The following is a 20,864-nucleotide window of genomic DNA, read 5'->3' as shown; positions in this document are numbered from 1 at the left end:
AGTGTGAATAAAATTCAGTATAAAAAAATCAATTTACTATTGATTATTAATTTTTTTTTGCGTAACGTTAAAGCAGAAAAATAAAAATTAAGCTTTGCAAAAATACAATACCTCTATACGAGTAAGATATTCAGAAACTGACCAAATGGGAGTGGTTTACCACGGAAATTATGCTCAGTTTTTCGAGATAGGACGAACCGAATGGTTACGTTCTATGGGCGTTACGTACAAATATATGGAAAAAACAGGCATTATGCTCCCAGTTATTTCATTATCTTGTAATTTTAAAAAATCTGCACTCTATGATGATGAATTAACCGTTACTACTTATTTAAAAAAAACACCTTCTGTTAAGATTGAATTCGACTACGAAATTACCAATCAAAATAACGAGTTAATTTGCACTGGTAACACTATCTTAGCTTTTATTAATAGTCAAACAAAAAAACCAATGCGTTGTCCTGATTATATTTTAGAAAAAATAGAACAACTCTCTTTTACATAAAATTTAAAAATAAATGAAAATATATACCAAAACTGGTGACAAAGGAACTACTGCTCTTTTTGGAGGTACAAGAGTTCCAAAGTACCACTTAAGGATTGAAAGCTACGGTACAGTAGATGAATTGAATTCATACATTGGCTTAATTAGAGATCAAAAAATTGATGAAATCACAAAAAACTCATTAAATAAAATTCAAAGTGATTTGTTTACTCTTGGAGCAATGCTCGCCACACCTCCTGAAAAAGAAACGCTAAAAAGTGGAAAAGAAAGATTAAATATTTACAAGATTGACGATGCTTCAATTGAGTTTTTAGAAAATGAAATTGATACCATGAACACTCACCTTCCGCAAATGACTCATTTTATTTTACCGGGCGGTCACCAAACAGTGTCATTCTGTCACGTAGCACGCTGTGTATGCCGTAGAGCAGAGCGTTTATCGGTAGCTTTAAACGAAGGAGAAGAGGTTAATAGTAATGTTTTAATGTACTTAAACCGACTTTCTGACTACCTTTTTGTACTGGCACGAAAGTTGACCCAAGACTTACAAGCTGAGGAAATTAAATGGATTCCTGAGAAATATTAACAAAGTTCTTTTTTTATTGATTTCACATTTTTTAAAAAAAACTTGACTTTTTGGAAAAAAAAATTATTTTTGCCAAAATCTTATTAAACAGATAAAGAAATGTATTGGACACTTGAACTAGCATCATATTTAGCAGATGCACCATGGCCTGCTACAAAAGACGAATTAATCGATTACGCAATTCGTACAGGAGCTCCATTAGAAGTTGTTGAGAACTTACAGGATATTGAAGATGAAGGTGACTCATATGACTCGATAATCGAAATTTGGCCCGATTATCCAACCGAAGAAGATTATCTTTGGAACGAAGACGAATACTAACTAATACAATAATAAAAAGTCTCTTTTAAGAGGCTTTTTTTTTGCTTACTTTTAAGCACTAAAATTATACATATACAAAAACTGACTAACTAATACTTAATCAGCTATAAAACAATATTTTACAGATGAGCGTTTTAAATTCGATTCTAAAACTATTTGTTGGAGACAAACAACAAAAAGACCTAAAATCTCTACAACCGATTGTTGAAAAAGTACAATCTTTTGAAAATTCATTAAGCTATTTATCGAATGATGAATTACGAGCTAAGACAATCGAATTTAAATCGAAAATAAAAGAAGCTACAAAATCTTTTACAGAAGCAATCGCTACTCTTGAAGAAGAAGCTTTAACTGCTGACATTGATCGTCAAGAAGAAATTTATACAGAAGTAGATAGACTTAAAGACGAAGCTTACGAAGCTTCAGAAGCTGTTTTATTAGATATTATGCCTGAAGCTTTTGCATTAGTAAAAGAAACAGCAAAGCGTTTTACAAATAACGATGAAATTGAGGTTATTGCATCAGCTTTCGATAGAGAGTTGTCAGCAACAAGAGAACATATCACTTTAAAAGGTGACAAAGCTTTTTGGGCTAACTCTTGGGATGCTGCTGGTAAAGAAGTTACTTGGGACATGATTCATTATGATGTACAATTAATTGGTGGATCTGTTTTACATCAAGGTAAAATTGCTGAGATGATGACAGGAGAAGGTAAAACACTAGTATCTACTTTACCTGTTTACTTGAATGCTTTAAGTGGTAACGGAGTTCATGTAGTAACAGTAAATGATTACTTAGCAAAGCGTGACCGCGCGTGGATGGCTCCTATTTTTGAGTTTCATGGATTAAGTACAGATTGTATTGATTTCCACCAACCAAATTCTGAAGCTCGTAGAAAAGCTTATAATGCTGATATTACTTACGGAACAAATAACGAATTCGGTTTCGATTATTTACGTGATAACATGGCTTCTTCAAAAGAAGACTTAGTACAACGTGCTCCTAACTATGCAATTATTGATGAAGTAGATTCTGTATTAGTTGATGACGCTCGTACACCTTTAATTATCTCAGGTCCTGTGCCACAAGGTGACCGTCATGAGTTTAACGAATTAAAACCTTTAGTAGCCGATTTAGTTTCACTACAAAATAAATATTTAGTAGGTGTTTTAGCAGAAGCGAAAGCATTATTAAAAGCAGGAGACGACAAAGAAGGTGGTTTCTTATTATTAAGAGTTTATAGAGGTCTTCCTAAAAACAAAGCCTTAATCAAGTTTTTATCTCAAGAAGGAATTAAACAAATTCTTCAAAAAACTGAAAACTTCTACATGCAGGATAACAATAAGTTAATGCCTGAAGTAGATGCTGAATTATGGTTTACTGTTGAAGAAAAAAATAATCAGATTGACTTAACTGATAAAGGTATTGGTCATTTATCTGAAAAGACACAAAACAACACGTTCTTCGTTTTACCAGATATTAGTGTAATTGTTGGTCAAATTGATAATAGTGAAGATACTCCAGAAGAAAAAGCAAATCAAAAAGAAGAATTATATCGTGATTTTAGTGTAAAGAGCGAAAGAATTCATACGATGAATCAACTTTTAAAAGCATATACTGTTTTTGAAAAAGATGTTGAATATGTTGTGATGGATAATAAAGTAATGATTGTAGATGAGCAAACAGGTCGTATTATGGACGGTCGTCGTTACTCTGACGGATTGCATCAAGCAATTGAAGCAAAAGAAGATGTAAAAATTGAAGATGCTACTCAAACTTTTGCAACAGTTACTTTACAGAATTATTTTAGAATGTACCGTAAGTTATCTGGTATGACGGGTACAGCAATTACTGAAGCTGGTGAATTCTGGGAAATCTACAAATTAGATGTTGTTGAAATTCCAACAAACAGACCAATACAGAGAGATGACAAACAAGATTTAGTTTACAAAACTACTCGTGAAAAATACAACGCTGTAATTGAAGATGTTGTTGAATTATCGAAAGCTGGTCGTCCAGTTTTAATTGGAACAACATCTGTAGAAATATCTGAACTATTAGGTAGAATGTTACAAATGCGTAAGATTCCTCATAACATATTAAATGCAAAATTACACAAGCGTGAAGCTGATGTAGTTGCCGAAGCTGGTAAACCAGGAGTTGTTACAATTGCAACAAACATGGCAGGTCGTGGTACAGATATTAAATTATCTAACGAAGTAAAAGCTGCTGGTGGTTTAGCAATTGTAGGTACTGAACGTCATGATTCACGTCGTGTCGACCGTCAGTTACGTGGTCGTGCTGGTCGTCAAGGAGATGTTGGATCTTCTCAATTTTACGTTGCTCTTGATGATAACTTAATGCGTTTATTTGGTTCTGATAGAATCGCGAAGATGATGGATAGAATGGGATTAAAAGAAGGTGAAGTAATTCAACATTCTATGATTTCTAAATCTATCGAAAGAGCACAAAAGAAAGTTGAAGAAAATAACTTTGGTGTTCGTAAGCGTTTATTAGAATATGACGATATTATGAATGCACAACGTGAGTTTGTTTACAAACGTCGTCGTCATGCATTAGATGGTCAGCGTTTACAAATTGACATTGCAAATATGATTTATGACACTTGTAATTCGATTGTAAAGCAAAACAAAATGAATAGCGATTATCAGAACTTTGAGTTTGAATTAATTCGTTTTTCATCAATGACCTCTCCTTTCTCTGAAGAAGAATTTAATAAATTAACTGAAGAGGAATTAACAGATAAATTATACGTAATTGTTACCAATCATTATAAAAACGATACAGAAAGACATGCGCATAATGCTTTCCCTGTAATTAAAAATGTTTTTGAAAATGAAGGAGATCGTTACGAGCGTATTGTAGTTCCTTTTACTGATGGAGTTAAAACTTTACAAGTTGTTACCAACTTAAAAGAAGCGTATGAAACTGAAGGTAAATCGTTAGTAAATGATTTTGAAAAGAATATTACTTTATCGATTATTGATGAAAACTGGAAGGATCATTTACGTAAAATGGATGAGTTAAAGCAAACCGTTCAAAATGCTACGTACGAACAAAAAGATCCTTTATTAATTTACAAGTTTGAAGCTTTCGAATTATTCCAAGAAACAATTGACAAGGTAAATAAAGAAGTATTATCATTCTTATTTAAAGGACAATTACCAAGTCAAGATGCTTCGCAAGTATCTGAAGCTCGTGAGCAAAAGCGTGAGCAATATGATACTCGTAAAGATGAAGTGCAAAACTCAACACAGCAAGCTATGAGTAATGCTCGTAATCAGCAAACTCAAGAGCAACAAGTCGTAGAAACTATTGTTCGTGAGCAACCAAAAATTGGTCGTAACGAAAAAGTTACTATTAAAAATGTTATGTCTGGAGAAGAAAAAGAAGTTAAATACAAGCAAGCAATCCCTTTATTAGAAAAAGGAACTTGGGTGTTATACAATAAATAATTTTCAACAATTATAAACATAAAAAAGCTCAGTTTTTCACTGAGCTTTTTATGTTTACCACTTAATACTTTTTAATCCTCTGCTTTCTAAAAACTCATTTGTTTTTGAAAAATGTTCACTACCAAACCAACCTCTCCAAGCTCCTAACGGAGATGGATGTGGCGCCTTAAAAACCATATGTTTTTTTAAATCTACAACACTTCCTTTTTTCTCAGCAAACTTTCCCCAAAGTAAGAACACCACATTTTCTCTTTCGTCAGATATCTTTTTAATTACCGCATCGGTAAATTCTTCCCACCCTTGGCTCTGATGACTTCCAGCTTCAGCTTCTCTTACTGTTAAAGTTGCATTCAATAACAAAACACCTTGTTTTGCCCAAGTAGATAAATCTCCTGATTCAGGAATATCTTTATCAACATCATCTTTTAATTCTTTAAAAATATTAACTAAAGATGGTGGCTGCTTAATTCCGTCTTTCACAGAAAAACTCAATCCATTTGCTTGCCCAATTCCATGATAGGGGTCTTGACCTATAATCACTACTTTTAAATCTCTAAAATCACAATAATTAAAAGCAGCAAAAATGTTTTCCTTTTCTGGATAACAGGTATTACTTTCATATTCGGCATTAACAAAATCTGATAGTTTTTTAAAGTATGATTTTTCAAATTCAGTCTTTAAAATATTTTTCCAGCTATCAGTAATATTTAGTTGCATTGTTTGTTATTTTTGCTTTGGTTTCAAATATACTATTTTGACTAAAAATATTTCAGAAAAGACACTTCAAGATTTAGAATTTACAACGGTTTTAGAACAAGTTGCAGAATATTGCATTTCTAATTTAGGGAAAGAACAAACACTACAGATTCATCCTATTTCTAATAAGAGAAAATTATTTTTCGAATTGAATATGGTAAATGAATATCTTTCTTCTTTTGAAAATGAAAACCGTATTCCTAATCATTATTTTGAGAATATTTCTGAAGAAATTAAACGATTAGCTATTGAGAATAGTTTTTTAGAAACCGAAGGTTTTTTAAAAGTTGCCACCGTTACCGAAACTGTAAACGAGCAAAAAAAGTTTTTAAATAAATTTAAAGACTACTACCCAACTATTTTTACATTAAGCGAAAGCATAGAGTTTACCACTTTTGTTTCAGATAGTATAAAAAAAATCATTACTTCTTATGGTGAAGTAGCTAACAATGCCTCACCTGCTTTAAAACAAATAAGAAAAGATATTAATAACGTTCGAGGTAAAATTTCAGAAAGTTTTTCTCATGCGTTAAGTAGAAATATTGCAAGTGGATATTTAGATGACATTAAAGAAACCGTTATTGATAATCAACGAGTTTTAGCTGTTACAGCAATGCACCGTCGCAAAGTAAAAGGAAGTTTATTAGGCTCTTCTAAATCAGGAAACATTGTTTATATCGCTCCGCAAGCAACTTTAGCATATAGTAGAGAATTACAAAACTTAATTTATGAAGAAAAACAAGAGGTTGTACGAATATTAAGAGCGTTAGCTACCGAAATTCGTCCTTATACTTCTTTATTAAATGAATATATTGCCTTTTTAACACATATAGATCTTGTAGGCGCAAAAGCAAAATATGCTGTAAGTATAAACGGATTACTACCTAAAATAACTAAGGAGAAGAAAATCTATTTTAAAGATGCTTTTCATCCTGTGTTATGGAAAAAAAATACAGCTCAGAATATTAAAACCATTCCGCAAACAATTCGACTAGATGAAAAACAACAAATTATTGTCATTTCTGGACCGAATGCAGGTGGAAAAAGTATTACTTTAAAAACAATTGGCTTATTACAGGTTATGCTACAAAGCGGATTATTAATCCCTGTACATGAACGTAGCGAAACCACTTTATTCAATACTGTTTTAACCGATATTGGAGATAATCAATCTATAGAAAATCAACTGAGCACCTATAGTTATCGATTAAAAAACATGCGCTCGTTCTTAAAAAAATGTAACGACAATACCTTGTTTTTAATTGATGAATTCGGAACAGGATCTGACCCAGAATTAGGAGGAGCACTAGCAGAAATTTTCTTAGAAGAATTCTACGAGAAAAAAGCATTTGGAATTATTACTACACATTATGCAAACCTAAAAGTTTTAGCTAATGAACTAGATAATGTTACCAATGCTAATATGCAATTCGACGAACGAACTTTAGAGCCTTTATACAAGTTATTTGTCGGACAGGCAGGTAGTTCTTTTACTTTTGAAGTAGCACAAAAAAATGGGATTCCATATAGCTTAATTAACAGAGCTAAAAAGAGAGTAGAAACCGAAAAAGTTAGGTTAGACAAAACAATTTCAAAACTTCAAAAGGAACGAAATCGACTTCAAAAAACATCTGACAGTTTAGTAAAACAAAAATCGAAAGGTCAAGAACATATAGAGAACCTACAAGAAAAAGAATTAAAATTACAAGACAAACTTTCTGGATTTCAAGAATTGTATGATAACAACCAACGTATGTTATCTCTAGGGCGAAAAGTAAACGAGTTATTAAATAAGTACTTCCAAACCAATAACAAAAAAGAGCTATCTACTAACTTTTTAAAATGGGTTACTAGTGAAAAAACGAAACACTTAAAAAAGAATCCTATTAAGAAAACTAAAATTCAAAAAAAAGAAGAAAAAATTACAGCTAAAAAGCAACAAGAGGCTATTAAGAAGGTAGAAAAAGAAGTATTACAAAAAGTTGTTAAGGTTAGAGAAGAAAAGAAAAAAGAAGCTGAAAAAATAACCAAAGAAAAAGCTGCTTACATATATAAAGTAAATGATCGAGTTCGTTTAATTGACGGTAATGCTGTTGGAACTATTGATAAAATTGAAAAGAAAAAAGCTTTTATTAATTACGGTTTATTTACCACTGAAGCAAAAATTGAGCAATTAGAATTGGTAGAACGTGCCAAGAGATAATTTTTTCTTCTTGATTTTTTTAATCTAAAAAAACATCTTTCACTAATGTTGAATATAAATCATTAAACGGATACATATTATTAAACTAGCTACTCTTAATTAATTCCGCTTCACCAATAAAATTATATCGCTTATGTGTGTATAAATTACTATTGGCACTATAACACCTGCTAATAAAATAACAGGAGAGTAAGCAATACCCTTATTAGGCACAGAATACTCGAACTCTTGATATAATAATTCTTGTGATAAAAATCCGTTTGTCAAAATAAATAATATTAAAAATAACCCTATTATATTCCACACTAAAAGTAATTTTCTATTCACTTTTTTATATTGCATCCAAATAACTAAAATAATAGATGTAATTCCTGGTATAATATCAAAATTCCAACCTTCGTAAGTCATTTCCATTGGTAGCCACTCTCTAATTGCTAATTGAAATAGTAATAATTCTACCGGAAAACGAACTATATGGACAGCTGTACTCCAACGAAAATCTCTCTCCTCACGAAAAGACTTATCTCTAAGTAAATAAATGATAAAGATTATTGTAGGGATCAATACAAACCCAAAACGAGAAATAGAATCTCCTTCTTGATAATGGTAGACTCCTAAATAAGATAACACGCATATAAATATTGACCACCCTAAAATAATTGGCAGCGTGCTTGGTTTTAAATTATTGGATTTTGAAAAAATAAAAATAGTATAAATAGCCAACAGCACAAACGAAACAGAAATATACAGCGGTAAATTTGGAATCATGTTTTTGAGATTTAACTCAAAAATAAAACTCTAGAACATCTTAAAACTTGTCTTATGACAAGAAATACTATTTTACTATTTCTTTTCTAATTCTACTTAATGAAGTGTCGGTTATTCCTAAAAAAGAAGCGATGTGTTTTAAGGAAGATTTTTTAATAATTTCTGGGTTGTTAGCTAACATTTTTTTATATCTATCTGTTGCAGACTCTGTAATTATAGTTAAACTATGTTCTTTAAAAGCAAAAAAGTTTTGAGCTAAATGCGCTCTACCCCACTCTCTATATTTTTCTGACTGATTAAAATGCTTTTGAAAAGTATCAAAATCTTTAGTCCACAATTCGCAGTCTTCAACAACTTGTATATATTCTTTAGTTGGTGTTCTTAGAAAAAAAGAAGTCTCCTCCAAAACTATACTTCCTTCTAAATAAAAATTAGTTGTTACTTCATTACCACTAACATCAATTACAAACGATCGTAAAAAACCCTTTTCAACTAAGTAATAACTATTAACAATAACACCTTGCTTAATAATAAAATCTCCTTTTTTAAAACTAACTTTTTTATACCCTGATAAAATTAACTCTAATTCTTCGGAAGACAAGAGTAGTTCTTTAAACTCATTAATAAGTACAGAGTTATTTTTCATCTAATGCAAAATCTTGAATAACAATTCTTTTAAGATATCAGCTTGTGGCATTCCATTCGCTCCCACTCCTTTACTTTTCACATCAGCATCGCGTAATAAAGTAATTACTTGTGATACTTTTCGCATTGGGTAATTACGAGCCGCTGAACTATAATCATCTACAAAATAAGGATTGACCCCTAAGTTTTTTGCTACTGAAGCTTTCGATTTATCTTTTAATCCGTGATACATTAGTAACTGAGTAAAAAAACTATTCAACAATGAAATCGTCATTACCAAAGGATTATTCTTAGGGTTTTGCGCAAAAAAATTAATAATTCTATTCGCCTTTAAAATATCTCTTTGTCCAACAGCTTTTCGTAATTCAAAATTATTAAAGTCTTTCGAAATTCCTATATTTTCCTCAATATGCTTATCGTTGATAATAGTATCAGCAGGTAAAACAGAAATTAATTTATCTAACTCGTTTGATATTTTACTTAAATCGGTTCCTAAAAACTCTACAAACATCTGAGCCGCTTTTGGCTCTATTTGATATTTTTTACTACCTAACACACGACGAATCCAATCAGCTACTTGGTTGTCGTACATTTTTTTACTCTCGTAAATCAGTCCGTTTTTAGCAATCGTTTTGTACGATTTTTTACGTTTATCTAACTTCTTGTACTTATAGTTAAAAACTAATACGGTAGTAGGTTGTGGGCTTTCTGCATAGGTTGTTATTTTATCAATCGTACGACTTAAATCTTGAGCTTCTTTCACAATAATTACCTGTCGTTCTGCCATCATTGGGTAACGTTTTGCTGAAGAAACTATTTCTTCAATAGAAACATCACGACCATACATCACTACCTGATTAAAGCCTTTCTCAGCTTCATCTAACACATTTTTTTCAATATAATCAGAAATCTTATCGATATAATACGGCTCTTCCCCCATTAAAAAATAAATAGGCTTAATATTACCGTCTTTAATATCTGATATAATAGATTTTATCTCGTTCATTTTCTTACTTTTGAGGTATGCAAAAACTCAATCTGCCATCCTATGCATTCAAGCTCAAAAGTAACGAAAATAAGACGCTTATTTTTGATAATTTGAGAAAAAAACATGTGGTATTAACTCCAGAGGAATGGGTTCGTCAGCATTTTGTACAGTTTTTAATTGAAGAAAAGAACTACCCAGTTTCTTTAATCGCTATTGAAAAACAACTGACAATTAACAATTTAAAAAAACGTACTGATATTGTTCTTTTTTCTTCTGATGGAACACCTAATATTATTGTAGAATGTAAAGCTCCGAATATTAAAATTAATCAAGCTACTTTCGATCAGATTGCTCGTTATAATTTAAAGTTAAATGCGAAATATTTAATTGTTACCAACGGACTACAACATTTTTTTTGCATGTTAGATAAAGAAAAGGAAACCTATGTTTTTTTACAAGACATTCCTTCTTACAAATCAGAATAAAAACATAAGTTTGCCTTTGTGAAAACAGCAATCGTTATATTAAATTGGAATGGTAAAAAATTGTTAGAGCAATTTTTACCATCTGTCATAGAATTTAGTTCTAAAGAAGCTGAAGTTTATGTGGCTGATAATGCTTCTACAGATGACTCTATTAACTTTATCAAACAACATTATCCTTCTGTAAAAATTGTTCAGAACACTACAAACGGAGGTTATGCCAAAGGATATAATGACGCATTACAACATATTAAAGCTGATATTTATTGCTTAGTAAATTCTGATATTGAAGTTACCAAAAATTGGCTAACACCTATTTTAAAAACTTTTAAAGAAGAAGAAAACTCAGCTATTATTCAACCTAAAATTTTAGATTTTAAAAATAAAACGAAGTTTGAATACGCTGGAGCAGCTGGCGGTTATATCGATGCTTTTGGATATCCATATTGCCGAGGTCGTTTATTTGATACTTTAGAAACTGACCAAAATCAGTTTGATGATACTACTGATATCTTTTGGGCTTCTGGTGCATGTCTTTTTATTCGTTCTTCAGTGTTTCATAAACTACAAGGTTTCGATGAAGATTACTTTGCGCACCAAGAAGAAATTGACTTGTGTTGGCACGCTCAAAACAAGGGATTTGACATAAAATATGTTGGAACCTCAACCGTATATCATGTTGGTGGTGCTACGTTGGAAACATTAAACCCAAGAAAAACATTTTTAAATTTTAGAAATAGCTTACTAACCTTACTTAAAAATGTACCGACACGAACAGTTGCTTTGGTTATTTTTTCTCGATTAGTTCTTGACGGAATTGCAGGAATAAAGTTTTTATTCGGTTTAAAACCATTACATACCTGGGCTATTGTAAAAGCGCATTTTAGTTTTTACAAAAACTTTTTTAAGTTTTTAAAGAAACGTAAGCAATTAAATAAAAAGAAGAACTACTTTTTACACACTTCAGTTATTTGGCAATACTTTGCATTGGGCAGAAAAAAGTTTGAAGAATTGAAATAATTAAATTTTTAAGAAGCTTTTTCCTTTCAAATCTTTTAACATTAAATCTTCAACTTCGCCAATTCCTTTAAATTTAAATCGAACTCCAACTATATTACCTAAAGGTTCTTTATAAGAGCTCTTATAAATCTGCTCTCCTTCAACATAAACAGTAATATTTTTATCTTCAGTTTTTATTTTTATATTTTTAAAACTAGATAAGTCAGTTCCGAATGCTGATAAATCACTCTTCTTTCCATCTAAGTAGACATCACTTAACATTAAACCTATTTCAGAAACACACCCTGATATTGAAAAAGGAATTAACAATGCACTTTTTGTTCCTACTATAATAATTGTTGTTTTCTGGCACACTCCCCATTTTTCAGTAAACAGATTTCTTACATTAGATACTAACTCAAAATTATCTCCCGAAATGCTTCCTAAATCATTTACATAATGAAATGTAGATGTAATCGGCTTCTCCAATTCAGCAACTTCTTCTAAAATCTTTTTAGAAAACGATAAACTATTCCCTTTCTTAATCTCTCTTTCCTTAAAATACTTAGGTACTGGTTCGTAATCTAAGGTTCCTAACCAGCCATTAGATTTAATAAATAAATCGTGTTCTTTTACAATTTGATTATCAATCAACAATTTTGCTCTAAAATATCCTGGGAAATAATACTGCCCTGTTGCCTGTTTCTGCTCACGATCAATCTTTATTGTTTTAGTAGCATCCCAATACTGTTGAATCAAAATATTATCAGATTTAACATCTTTTAAATCAAAATCAAAAACTACTGAATTAGGTAAACCTTCAACTATAGCTCTACTTTTAAAAAGCACCTTTGAATAATCTTTTACTCTAGTGCTTTTATTACTTGACATAGAAAATATAGATAAAAACAACGCAGCAATAATAAAGGCTGAAAGCATTATTACTTTTAAATTCTTAAGTACGGATTTCTTATAAAAGGTAAATTCAGAAGCATCGTTGTTATTTTTAAAATCTCTCCAATTTAAAAAACCTGCAAATTGAGCCAACGCATTAAGTGTACTAATACTTGGTGCACTGTTATAATTAACTCTCCCCCATACTCTTTTCAAAGTAGTTGAACTCAATAACACTTTTGTTTCTTCTTGAATTCTTTCACTCAACTCAATAAAAACATCATTATGCCATTCTTTTGAACTTCCCCAGTTTAATTTTTCTTCAATTAAAATTAAACAACGCTGTACATCATTATATTCTTTATATCCACTCATTGTAACAAAAATCACTAAAAAATACCACTTGAACAACTATGAATCAACTTGAACGTGTTTGTTTCTTACTGAAAAATAGATTTTTAGACTTTTGAGTATCATTAAAATGCATTAATTATGATTACTAGGTTATTTTTTATTTTCTTATTTATTTCAAATATTAGTTTTTGTCAAAAACACATTCCTTTAGATACTATTAATTGGGACATTAAAGCAAAATCTTATATTATTGAAAATTATAAAGGCAAAGACGCTATTTATATCCAATCTGGAGCTATAACATTAAAAAACAAAACTTTTTTAAACGGTACCATTGAGTTTGATATTTTTTTGAAAGAAGAACAAGCTTTTCCTGGTGTATATTTTAGAGGTACAAAAGATTTTGATTCAGAACAATGGTTTATGAGACCTCATTTGTCTGGTAAGCCAGACGCTAATCAAGCTGCACCAGCTACTAAAGGAATTACACCATGGCAACTTTATTTTGGCGAAAAATATTCTTTTCCATATAACTATAAGTTTAATGATTGGACTCATGTAAAACTCGTAGTAAACGGCAATAAAGCTCAAGTATTTTTAGACTATAGCAAAAAACCTAATTTATCTTGGAATCTATTTCATAAAACTCAAGAAGGAGCTATTGCTTTTAGAGGAGGTCGCTTTACAGGAATGCATTTAGCTAATATTATTATAAATCCAAACAATTCAAATATTGTTGACTTTAAACCTAAAAAAAGGAAACCAATTAAGAATCTAATTACTAAATGGAAAGTTTCCGACATGTTTGAAGAAAAACAACTTAAAAACATAAACAATTTTAAGAAAATTATTAATTCTAGAAAATGGGTAGGTGATATAGTAATTGAAGAAGGTACGGCTGCCAACATATCAAGAAAACATCAACTATATAACGGAAAGCCTGGAAATACCGTTTTTACAAAACTTGAAATTGATTCTTATAAAAATCAAACTAAAATATTTGAATTTGGTTATAGTGATAGAATAATTGTAATTTTAAACGGAAAACCGATTTATAAAGGCACTAACAAATGGCGCTCAAGAGATTATAGGTATTTGGGTACAGTTGGTTTATTTGATGCAGTTTATTTGCCTCTCAAAAAAGGAAAAAACACTTTACTAATGGCTGTATCAGAAGACTTTGGAGGTTGGCTTGTTACAGGTAGATTTAAAAACAACAATAACATAACAGTTAAATAATAATAAACATGAAAAAATTAGCATTAATAGTAGTTCTTTTAAGTTTCTTTAATTCTTCTTATGCTCAAAAAATAAAAAAGCTAGATACTAGTCCATTAGACTTAGCTGTTTTTAGACCCAATGGACAAGGGACTCTTCCGGTTGCAAGAATTATTTACAGTAGACCTCAAAAAAAAGAAAGAGAAGTATTCGGCTCATTAGTTCCTTATGGGAAAATATGGCGAGTAGGAGCAAATCAATCTACCGAATTAAACTTGTATCAAGATATTATTATTGAAGGTAAAAAACTAAAGACTGGCAATTATACAATATATGCCATACCTAATAAAAACTCATGGAAAATTATATTTAACTCAAACTTGTTTACTTGGGGGACATATGATTATGATTCTTCTAAAAATGTATTAGAATTTGAAGTACCTATTAAGCATAGCGAAAAAACAATTGAAGCTTTCGGAATTGCTTTCAGTGGAAAAAACAATAGTGGTAAGCTTTTATTAGCTTGGGATAATGTTGAAGTTTATATTAACTTTAGTTACTAGAATTTACAAAATATCTAAACTTCCTTTTCCTTCACGGATTACTTCAGGTTCACCTTCTGTTAAATCGATTACTGTAGATGCATGATTGTCTCCAAAACCACCATCAACAACAACATCTACAGTATTTTGCCATTTTTCAAAAATTAATTCAGGATCGGTAGTATATTCGATTACCTCGTCTTCATCATGAATAGATGTAGAAACGATTGGGTTTCCTAAAGCTTCAACAATAGCTCTTGCAATATTATTATCTGGCACACGAATACCAACAGTTTTACGTTTCTTAAATACTTTTGGCAGCGAGTTACTTCCTGGTAAAATAAAAGTATAAGGTCCTGGTAAAGCTCTTTTTAATATTTTATAGGTAGCAGTATCTATTTGCTTTACATAATCTGACAAGTGACTTAAATTATTACATACAAAAGAAAAGTTAGACTTCTCTAACTTCACGCCTTTTATTTTCGCCACTTTCTCTAAAGCCTTAGTATTTGTTATATCGCAACCCAAACCATATACCGTATCGGTTGGGTAAATTACTAAACCACCATTTTGTAAAACTTTTACAATTTTAGCAATCTCTTTTTCACTCGGATTGTCGTTATATAACTTTATAAACTGTGCCATATGCTAGTAGTTATCAAAATCGAAATCATCTAAACTTTCAAAATCATCTTTAAATTCATCGTCTTCTCCTAAAAGATCATCTGCTACAAACTCTTTCTCAGGAGCTTCATCAGGAATTTTCCCTACAGATAAAACTGTTTTCGTCCCTGTAACAACTTCATTAGATAATTCAACAAGTTCTACATAGAACGTCCACATTTGTAAGAAGTCATACACATAAATCAACTTATCATTTGCAAAAGGTAAAGTTTCGTTAATAACACAGGTAGCCATCGAAATTTCTTCTCCAGCTTCAGCCATATTAAATAACGGAATTTCCTCTCCTTGATTCCATTCTTCATCGGTACGATAAAAAGAAGCCATTTCTTGTCCATCAAAACCAAATGATTTTGCGATCTCAAAATGTAAATATTCTAATGATTTAGCCTCATCAATCAACAAGGTTCTAATCACATCTTCTTTGGTATCTAATATTACTCGTACTTTATACATTCTAACATTTTTAGTCGCAACAAAAATACGTATTTTTGAATGATAAATTTAGTAATATGAACAAGCAACAATCTCTCGATATTCTTAATGGTTTTAATAAAAATACTTTAATGGAAACTTTAAATATTGAGTTTATAGATGTTGGAGAAGACTATATTACTGCCAAAATGCCTGTAAATTCTAAAGTACATCAGCCTTATGGTTTATTGCATGGTGGAGCAACTGCTGCACTAGCTGAAACTGTAGGTAGTTGCGCTTCTGCTTTTTTCTTAAAAGACAAATCTAAAATTATTAAAGGGATTGAACTGAGCATTAATCATTTAAAAAGCAAAAAAGACGGAGAAGTATTCGCTACCGCAAAAGCCATTCATCAAGGAAGAACAACCCATTTATGGGAAGTTAAAATTGTTGATGAAGAAAATAATCTAATCTCACTTTGTAAGATTACCAATATTGTTTTAGACAAAAAATAACATGCTGATTTTAAAAAAAATATTAAAATTTACTAGCATTTTACTTTTAGTAGCTCTTGTAGTTATCTACTATTTATTTTCAAGTTTTACAGCACCTAAGTCTAATAAAGTTGTCCTCGAAAAATTTAGTCAAACAATTAAACCTATTATCACTCAAGAAAACTTTAAAGGTTTTAAATATAGAAAACTAACAATAAAAAGAGACACAACTTTACCCACTTTAGTTTTTATTCATGGTACAATAGGGTCATCTACAGACTTTGTTGAATACATGAAAGACAGTACACTTTTAAGTAAAGTAAACATGATTTCATATGACAGAATTGGTTATAATTTTGAAGATAAAAATTCTGTACAAGAAAGCATTGCTTTTGAAAGAAATATGTTAAATGATATCATCAAAGATTTAAACCCTAACAAAACTATTATACTCGGTTATTCTTACGGTGGACCAATTGCCTTAGCCGTTAAGCAAAAATTAAACAAAATAATTTTATTAGCTCCTGCTCTTTATAGTAAGGTAGAACCTATGCCTTGGGCACTTAACTTATATAAATCTAGCTTAACAAGATGGCTAATCCCTGATATTTGGAAAGAAGCTTCGAAAGAAAAACTATCACATAGAAGAGATTTAAAGAATTTCGAAGACAATTGGAAATCTTCTCCTAACAAAATTATAAGTATTCATGGAACCAATGATTGGATTGTTCCTTTTAAAAACTCAACTTTTTTACAAAATCAATTACCAAAAAATCAATTTGATTTGATTCCTATAAAAGATGCGGGACATGGATTGGTTTGGAGTAATTTTAACGAAATAAAACAAGAACTACTAAAACAATTAGATTGAATATATTTTCACAAATAGAAAAAGCTTTAAATAATAAACTCCCCTTTGTTGTATATAATAAATCTAACTCAATAACGATTAAAGGTTGGTTTCAAAAAAACAATGAATTACACACGTCAAAACATTATAATGAGGGCGGTTTTATTTTTGCCCCATTTGATGATACGAATCCTTCTGTTTTAATTCCTGAAAATCAATCTATTTTAATTCAGGAAGAAATTAACATAGATAACAGTTCAATTACTAGCAATAATTTCGACATTGATTATTCATCAGAAAAAAATCATATTCAATTAGTACAAGAAGGGATTGACGCTATTGAAAATGAATTGTTTAAAAAGGTTGTTTTATCAAGAAAAGAAGAAATTGAGATTTCAAATTTAAATCCTTTAGAGACTTTAAAAAAGCTTTTAAACACCTACCCTACTGCTTTTGTTTATTTATGGTTTCACCCTAAAGTTGGAATGTGGCTAGGAGCTACTCCTGAAACCTTAGTGAAAATTAATAATGACAAATTTTCTACTATGTCATTAGCAGGAACACAAGTTTTTAATGATTTAAAGAAAGTAAGTTGGCAGCCTAAAGAAATTGAAGAACAACAATTTGTTACCGATTATATTACCGAAAAACTCTCGAAAGTTTGCACTAGCATAAATACATCTGAAACAGAAACTATAAAAGCAGGGAATTTATTGCATTTGCGTACCATTATTACTGGTCAAAAAAGCGTAGATAATTCAACTTTAATAAAAGCCTTACATCCTACTCCAGCTGTTTGTGGATTACCTTTAGAATCTTCAAGAGATTTTATTCTTAAAAACGAAAATTACAATCGTGAATTCTATACTGGTTTTTTAGGTGAACTTAACTTACATAATGAAGACAATAAAACTTCTGAACTTTTCGTGAACCTCCGTTGTATGAAAATCAATAATAATACTGCTACTATTTTTGTTGGAGGAGGAATTACTAAAGACAGTAACCCTAAAAAAGAATGGGAAGAAACTGTTGCTAAAACTAACACTATGAAAAATATTTTATAAGGAAAAACCCTTTTTCATAAAATGATTTTAACTTAAAAATAACATAATCAATTGAAAATCAATAGTTATTTTATTATCTTTAAAGGAATAAAATAGCTACTTATGAGAAATAAATTACTTAAAATTAATAAACGAAACGAAAAACTAAACAGTAAGGTAGGAAGAACATTAACTTATAAGCAACTTTTAGAGTTTGCTTCTAAACTACCTAACAAAGTACGAGCTTTAGTTTAAAAAGTAAAAACTACCATTGTTTTAATAACGATGGCAGTTTTTGAGTGTAAATTGAATTTGAATTGATTTTTTTTAAGCAGTTGCTACTAAACACAAATTTTCAAAATTTGTGTTTAGTGCCTGCTAACAGTAATCTTCTGCTAAATATCTTCGAAAGAAACATCTGTAAAACTCTCAGTAGTTGTAGTTTCTTCAACGCTCTCTTCTTTCTTATAGTCTTTTTGGTGACGCTCACTAATTACTTCAGAACCTTTTTCATTTACAATAAAATCGGTTGCTTTGGTAAGCATCTCTTGAAAATCAGAAAAATCTTCTTTGTATAAATAAATTTTATGTTTTTGATAATGGAATGAACCATCATCGTGTGTAAATTTTTTACTTTCAGTTACAGTTAAGTAATAATCGTCTGCTTTTGTAGATCTAACGTCAAAAAAATACGTTCTTCTTCCTGCTCTTAAAACTTGAGAAAAAATCTCTTCTTGTTCTACTCTCTCGCCCATAATTCGGTTCTTAAATAATAGTTGTTTACTTAAATTTGCTCAACAAATCTAACAAAATAATTGACTTAACAATACGAAACGCTACATTTCTTTTTCTAAAAGTTGTTGTTCATACAACTCTTTATAATATCCTTTTTCTGCTATTAATTGATTATGAACACCTTGCTGAATTATATTTCCTTCATCTAAAACTATAATTTTATCTGCATTTTTTGCCGATGAAACTCTATGACTAATAATTATTGTTGTTTTATTTTTAGATACTCGCTCTAAATTAGATAGTATTCTCTCTTCCGTTTCAGTATCTACTGCTGATAAACAATCATCAAAAATTAATATTTCAGGATTCTTAATAATTGCTCTTGCTATAGAAGTTCTTTGTTTTTGCCCTCCTGATAAAGTAACTCCTCTTTCACCTAATATAGTTTTGTAGCCATCTTTAAATCCAATAATATTTTCATGAATTACAGCATTCTTAGCTGCATCAACAATCTCTTCTTCAGTGGCATTTTCTTTACCAAACTTAATGTTATTCTCTATAGTATCAGAAAACAAAAAAGGGTCTTGAGGTACGAATCCTATTTGATTACGTACATCATATAAATTGCATTTTTTGATATCATTTCCGTCGATTAAAACTTGACCTTCGGTAGCGTCATATAAACGAGCTATTAAATTAATTATACTAGATTTCCCACTTCCTGTATTACCTAAAATCGCTAAAGTCTCTCCTTCATTAATTATAAAGCTAATATTTTTTAATGCAGTTATATTGGTATCATCATAAACTAGATAAACATTTTTAAACGCTATCCCTCCATTTATTTTCGTTGAAACAGGAACTTTGTTGTCAATCTCAGGCACTTGCTCTAAAAATTCATTTATTCTTTTCTGAGAAGCTTCAGCCTGCTGTACCATAGATGTAATCCAACCTACAATGGCTACTGGCCATGTAAGAATATTAACATACATAATAAATGCACCAATAGCTCCTATTTGAATTTCTCCAGCGATATATTGTTTTCCTCCAATATATAAAACAATAATATTACTAATACCTATTAACAAAATCATTAATGGAAAAAACAATGCTTGAACCTTATATAAATCAATATTCTTTTCTTTACTCGCGTCAGAAATTTCATCAAAAGAATTAATAATGTTGGATTCTATTGCATAAGATTTAACTACATTAATTCCAGAAAAAAACTCTTGATTAAAAGTTGTTAGCTTTGATAAATACTGTTGAACAACTGTACTTCTTTTATTAATCTGTTTACTTAATATAAATATTGATATTGATAATATTGGAAATGGAATCATCGTATACAAAGTAAGTTTTGGAGAAATTGCATACATTTCAGCAAACCCTACAATAAATGAAATCAGTACGTTTAGCGAATACATAATTGCTGGACCACAATACATTCTAACTTTAGATACATCTTCACTTATTCTATTCATCAAATCACCAGTTCTATTCTTCTTATAAAAATTTATTGATAAGCGTTGGTACTGCTGATAAATCTCATTTTTTAAATCAAACTCAATTTTACGAGACATCACAATGATAGTCTGCCTCATTAAGAAAGTAAAAAAACCACCTAATAAAGCAACTCCAACAATTAATAAGATGTTGTTTAATAACACACCTTTAACTTCAGATATGTTAGTGACTTTACCTAATTGATAATCCTCAACTATATCTAAGGACTCACCTACAAAGTTCGGAATCTTAAGTGTTAAAACTTTAGCTAAGACTGTGATAAACACACCTATTAACAATCTCCATTTATGTTTTATAAAAAATTTATTAAGATATAGTAATGATTTCAAGATTAAATTATTCTTTTGATTAAAAAATTAAAACTTCCTTAAGACTTTTGTTAA

At 30.3% G+C, this 20,864-nt stretch carries 22 protein-coding genes; 13 read left to right on the top strand and 9 right to left on the bottom strand.

Annotated features, from left to right (window positions below):
- The first annotated feature begins 94 nt into the window (after positions 1-94).
- From H3Z83_RS08655 to secA, 4 genes are all read left to right on the top strand, one after another.
- Positions 95-505 carry an acyl-CoA thioesterase gene (locus H3Z83_RS08655; RefSeq protein ID WP_182125082.1) on the top strand — a complete coding sequence of 137 codons (411 nt, stop codon included), beginning with the start codon at positions 95-97 and terminating at the stop codon, positions 503-505.
- Between the two features lie 13 nt (positions 506-518).
- Positions 519-1,091, top strand: a complete 573-nt coding sequence (locus H3Z83_RS08650) for a cob(I)yrinic acid a,c-diamide adenosyltransferase (protein WP_182125081.1) — start codon at positions 519-521, stop codon at positions 1,089-1,091.
- Positions 1,092-1,190: 99 nt separating this feature from the next.
- Entirely contained in the window at positions 1,191-1,412 is a 222-nt protein-coding gene (locus tag H3Z83_RS08645) for a DUF2795 domain-containing protein (protein ID WP_028889331.1), read from the top strand.
- A 125-nt stretch (positions 1,413-1,537) separates the two neighbouring features.
- Positions 1,538-4,888, top strand: coding sequence for a preprotein translocase subunit SecA (secA, locus tag H3Z83_RS08640; protein WP_182125080.1), 3,351 nt, complete (start codon positions 1,538-1,540; stop codon positions 4,886-4,888).
- A gap of 54 nt (positions 4,889-4,942) precedes the next feature.
- On the opposite strand, the gene ung is transcribed toward secA, so the two are convergent.
- Entirely contained in the window at positions 4,943-5,605 is a 663-nt protein-coding gene (ung, locus tag H3Z83_RS08635) for a uracil-DNA glycosylase (RefSeq protein WP_182125079.1), read from the bottom strand.
- Between the two features lie 37 nt (positions 5,606-5,642).
- Here ung and H3Z83_RS08630 point away from each other — a divergent pair, with 37 nt between their 5' ends.
- Positions 5,643-7,847: an endonuclease MutS2 gene (locus H3Z83_RS08630; protein ID WP_182125078.1), complete on the top strand. Its 2,205-nt coding sequence runs from the start codon at positions 5,643-5,645 to the stop codon at positions 7,845-7,847.
- A gap of 99 nt (positions 7,848-7,946) precedes the next feature.
- Here the strand turns inward: H3Z83_RS08630 and H3Z83_RS08625 are convergent, their stop codons facing one another.
- The 3 genes from H3Z83_RS08625 to holA all read right to left on the bottom strand — a co-directional run bounded on the left by H3Z83_RS08625 (position 7,947) and on the right by holA (position 10,266).
- Positions 7,947-8,615, bottom strand: coding sequence for a hypothetical protein (locus H3Z83_RS08625; RefSeq protein WP_182125077.1), 669 nt, complete (start codon positions 8,613-8,615; stop codon positions 7,947-7,949).
- Between the two features lie 67 nt (positions 8,616-8,682).
- Entirely contained in the window at positions 8,683-9,261 is a 579-nt protein-coding gene (locus H3Z83_RS08620) for a Crp/Fnr family transcriptional regulator (RefSeq protein ID WP_182125076.1), read from the bottom strand.
- On the bottom strand, positions 9,262-10,266 hold the full coding sequence (gene holA, locus H3Z83_RS08615) for a DNA polymerase III subunit delta (protein WP_182125075.1): 1,005 nt from the start codon (positions 10,264-10,266) through the stop codon (positions 9,262-9,264). It lies immediately after the preceding gene.
- Positions 10,267-10,283: 17 nt separating this feature from the next.
- Between holA and H3Z83_RS08610 the strand changes: the two genes are divergently transcribed.
- The gene (locus H3Z83_RS08610; protein ID WP_182125074.1) at positions 10,284-10,733 is read left to right on the top strand and encodes a type I restriction enzyme HsdR N-terminal domain-containing protein; all 450 of its coding nucleotides are present in this window, start codon (positions 10,284-10,286) and stop codon (positions 10,731-10,733) included.
- Between the two features lie 18 nt (positions 10,734-10,751).
- On the top strand, positions 10,752-11,750 hold the full coding sequence (locus tag H3Z83_RS08605) for a glycosyltransferase family 2 protein (protein ID WP_182125073.1): 999 nt from the start codon (positions 10,752-10,754) through the stop codon (positions 11,748-11,750).
- Here the strand turns inward: H3Z83_RS08605 and H3Z83_RS08600 are convergent, their stop codons facing one another.
- Positions 11,751-12,998: a hypothetical protein gene (locus H3Z83_RS08600; RefSeq protein WP_182125072.1), complete on the bottom strand. Its 1,248-nt coding sequence runs from the start codon at positions 12,996-12,998 to the stop codon at positions 11,751-11,753. It abuts the gene before it with no gap.
- Between the two features lie 117 nt (positions 12,999-13,115).
- Between H3Z83_RS08600 and H3Z83_RS08595 the strand changes: the two genes are divergently transcribed.
- Together H3Z83_RS08595 and H3Z83_RS08590 are read left to right on the top strand one after the other, a co-directional pair.
- Positions 13,116-14,216, top strand: a complete 1,101-nt coding sequence (locus H3Z83_RS08595) for a hypothetical protein (protein WP_182125071.1) — start codon at positions 13,116-13,118, stop codon at positions 14,214-14,216.
- A gap of 8 nt (positions 14,217-14,224) precedes the next feature.
- Complete coding sequence (locus tag H3Z83_RS08590; protein ID WP_182125070.1) at positions 14,225-14,758, top strand: DUF2911 domain-containing protein; 534 nt, start codon at positions 14,225-14,227, stop codon at positions 14,756-14,758.
- Between the two features lie 3 nt (positions 14,759-14,761).
- On the opposite strand, the gene H3Z83_RS08585 is transcribed toward H3Z83_RS08590, so the two are convergent.
- Both H3Z83_RS08585 and H3Z83_RS08580 read right to left on the bottom strand, forming a co-directional pair.
- Positions 14,762-15,382 carry an L-threonylcarbamoyladenylate synthase gene (locus H3Z83_RS08585; protein ID WP_182125069.1) on the bottom strand — a complete coding sequence of 207 codons (621 nt, stop codon included), beginning with the start codon at positions 15,380-15,382 and terminating at the stop codon, positions 14,762-14,764.
- Positions 15,383-15,385: 3 nt separating this feature from the next.
- Positions 15,386-15,874, bottom strand: coding sequence for an IS1096 element passenger TnpR family protein (locus tag H3Z83_RS08580; RefSeq protein ID WP_182125068.1), 489 nt, complete (start codon positions 15,872-15,874; stop codon positions 15,386-15,388).
- Positions 15,875-15,930: 56 nt separating this feature from the next.
- Between H3Z83_RS08580 and H3Z83_RS08575 the strand changes: the two genes are divergently transcribed.
- From H3Z83_RS08575 to H3Z83_RS12975, 4 genes are all read left to right on the top strand, one after another.
- Positions 15,931-16,347: a PaaI family thioesterase gene (locus tag H3Z83_RS08575; protein ID WP_182125067.1), complete on the top strand. Its 417-nt coding sequence runs from the start codon at positions 15,931-15,933 to the stop codon at positions 16,345-16,347.
- Between the two features lies 1 nt (position 16,348).
- A complete protein-coding gene (locus tag H3Z83_RS08570) occupies positions 16,349-17,197 on the top strand; it encodes an alpha/beta fold hydrolase (protein ID WP_182125066.1) in 849 nt (282 codons plus the stop codon).
- Positions 17,194-18,240 (top strand): isochorismate synthase, encoded by a 1,047-nt coding sequence (locus H3Z83_RS08565; RefSeq protein ID WP_182125065.1) that lies wholly within the window; start codon positions 17,194-17,196, stop codon positions 18,238-18,240. Before H3Z83_RS08570 ends, H3Z83_RS08565 begins: the two co-directional genes overlap by 4 nt.
- A 102-nt stretch (positions 18,241-18,342) precedes the next feature.
- Positions 18,343-18,474, top strand: a complete 132-nt coding sequence (locus H3Z83_RS12975) for a hypothetical protein (protein ID WP_262889558.1) — start codon at positions 18,343-18,345, stop codon at positions 18,472-18,474.
- Positions 18,475-18,614: 140 nt separating this feature from the next.
- Here the strand turns inward: H3Z83_RS12975 and H3Z83_RS08560 are convergent, their stop codons facing one another.
- Positions 18,615-18,974, bottom strand: a complete 360-nt coding sequence (locus H3Z83_RS08560) for a PUR family DNA/RNA-binding protein (RefSeq protein ID WP_182125064.1) — start codon at positions 18,972-18,974, stop codon at positions 18,615-18,617.
- Between the two features lie 81 nt (positions 18,975-19,055).
- Positions 19,056-20,810: an ABC transporter ATP-binding protein gene (locus tag H3Z83_RS08555; RefSeq protein WP_182125063.1), complete on the bottom strand. Its 1,755-nt coding sequence runs from the start codon at positions 20,808-20,810 to the stop codon at positions 19,056-19,058.
- Positions 20,811-20,864: the final 54 nt, after the last annotated feature.

The sequence above is a fragment of the Tenacibaculum pelagium genome, from assembly GCF_014062345.1.
In the GTDB taxonomy this organism is placed as follows: Bacteria; Bacteroidota; Bacteroidia; order Flavobacteriales; family Flavobacteriaceae; genus Polaribacter; species Polaribacter pelagius.
The sequence above is the reverse complement of the archived record's forward strand: the minus strand, read 5'-3'. Positions and strand labels throughout refer to the sequence as shown.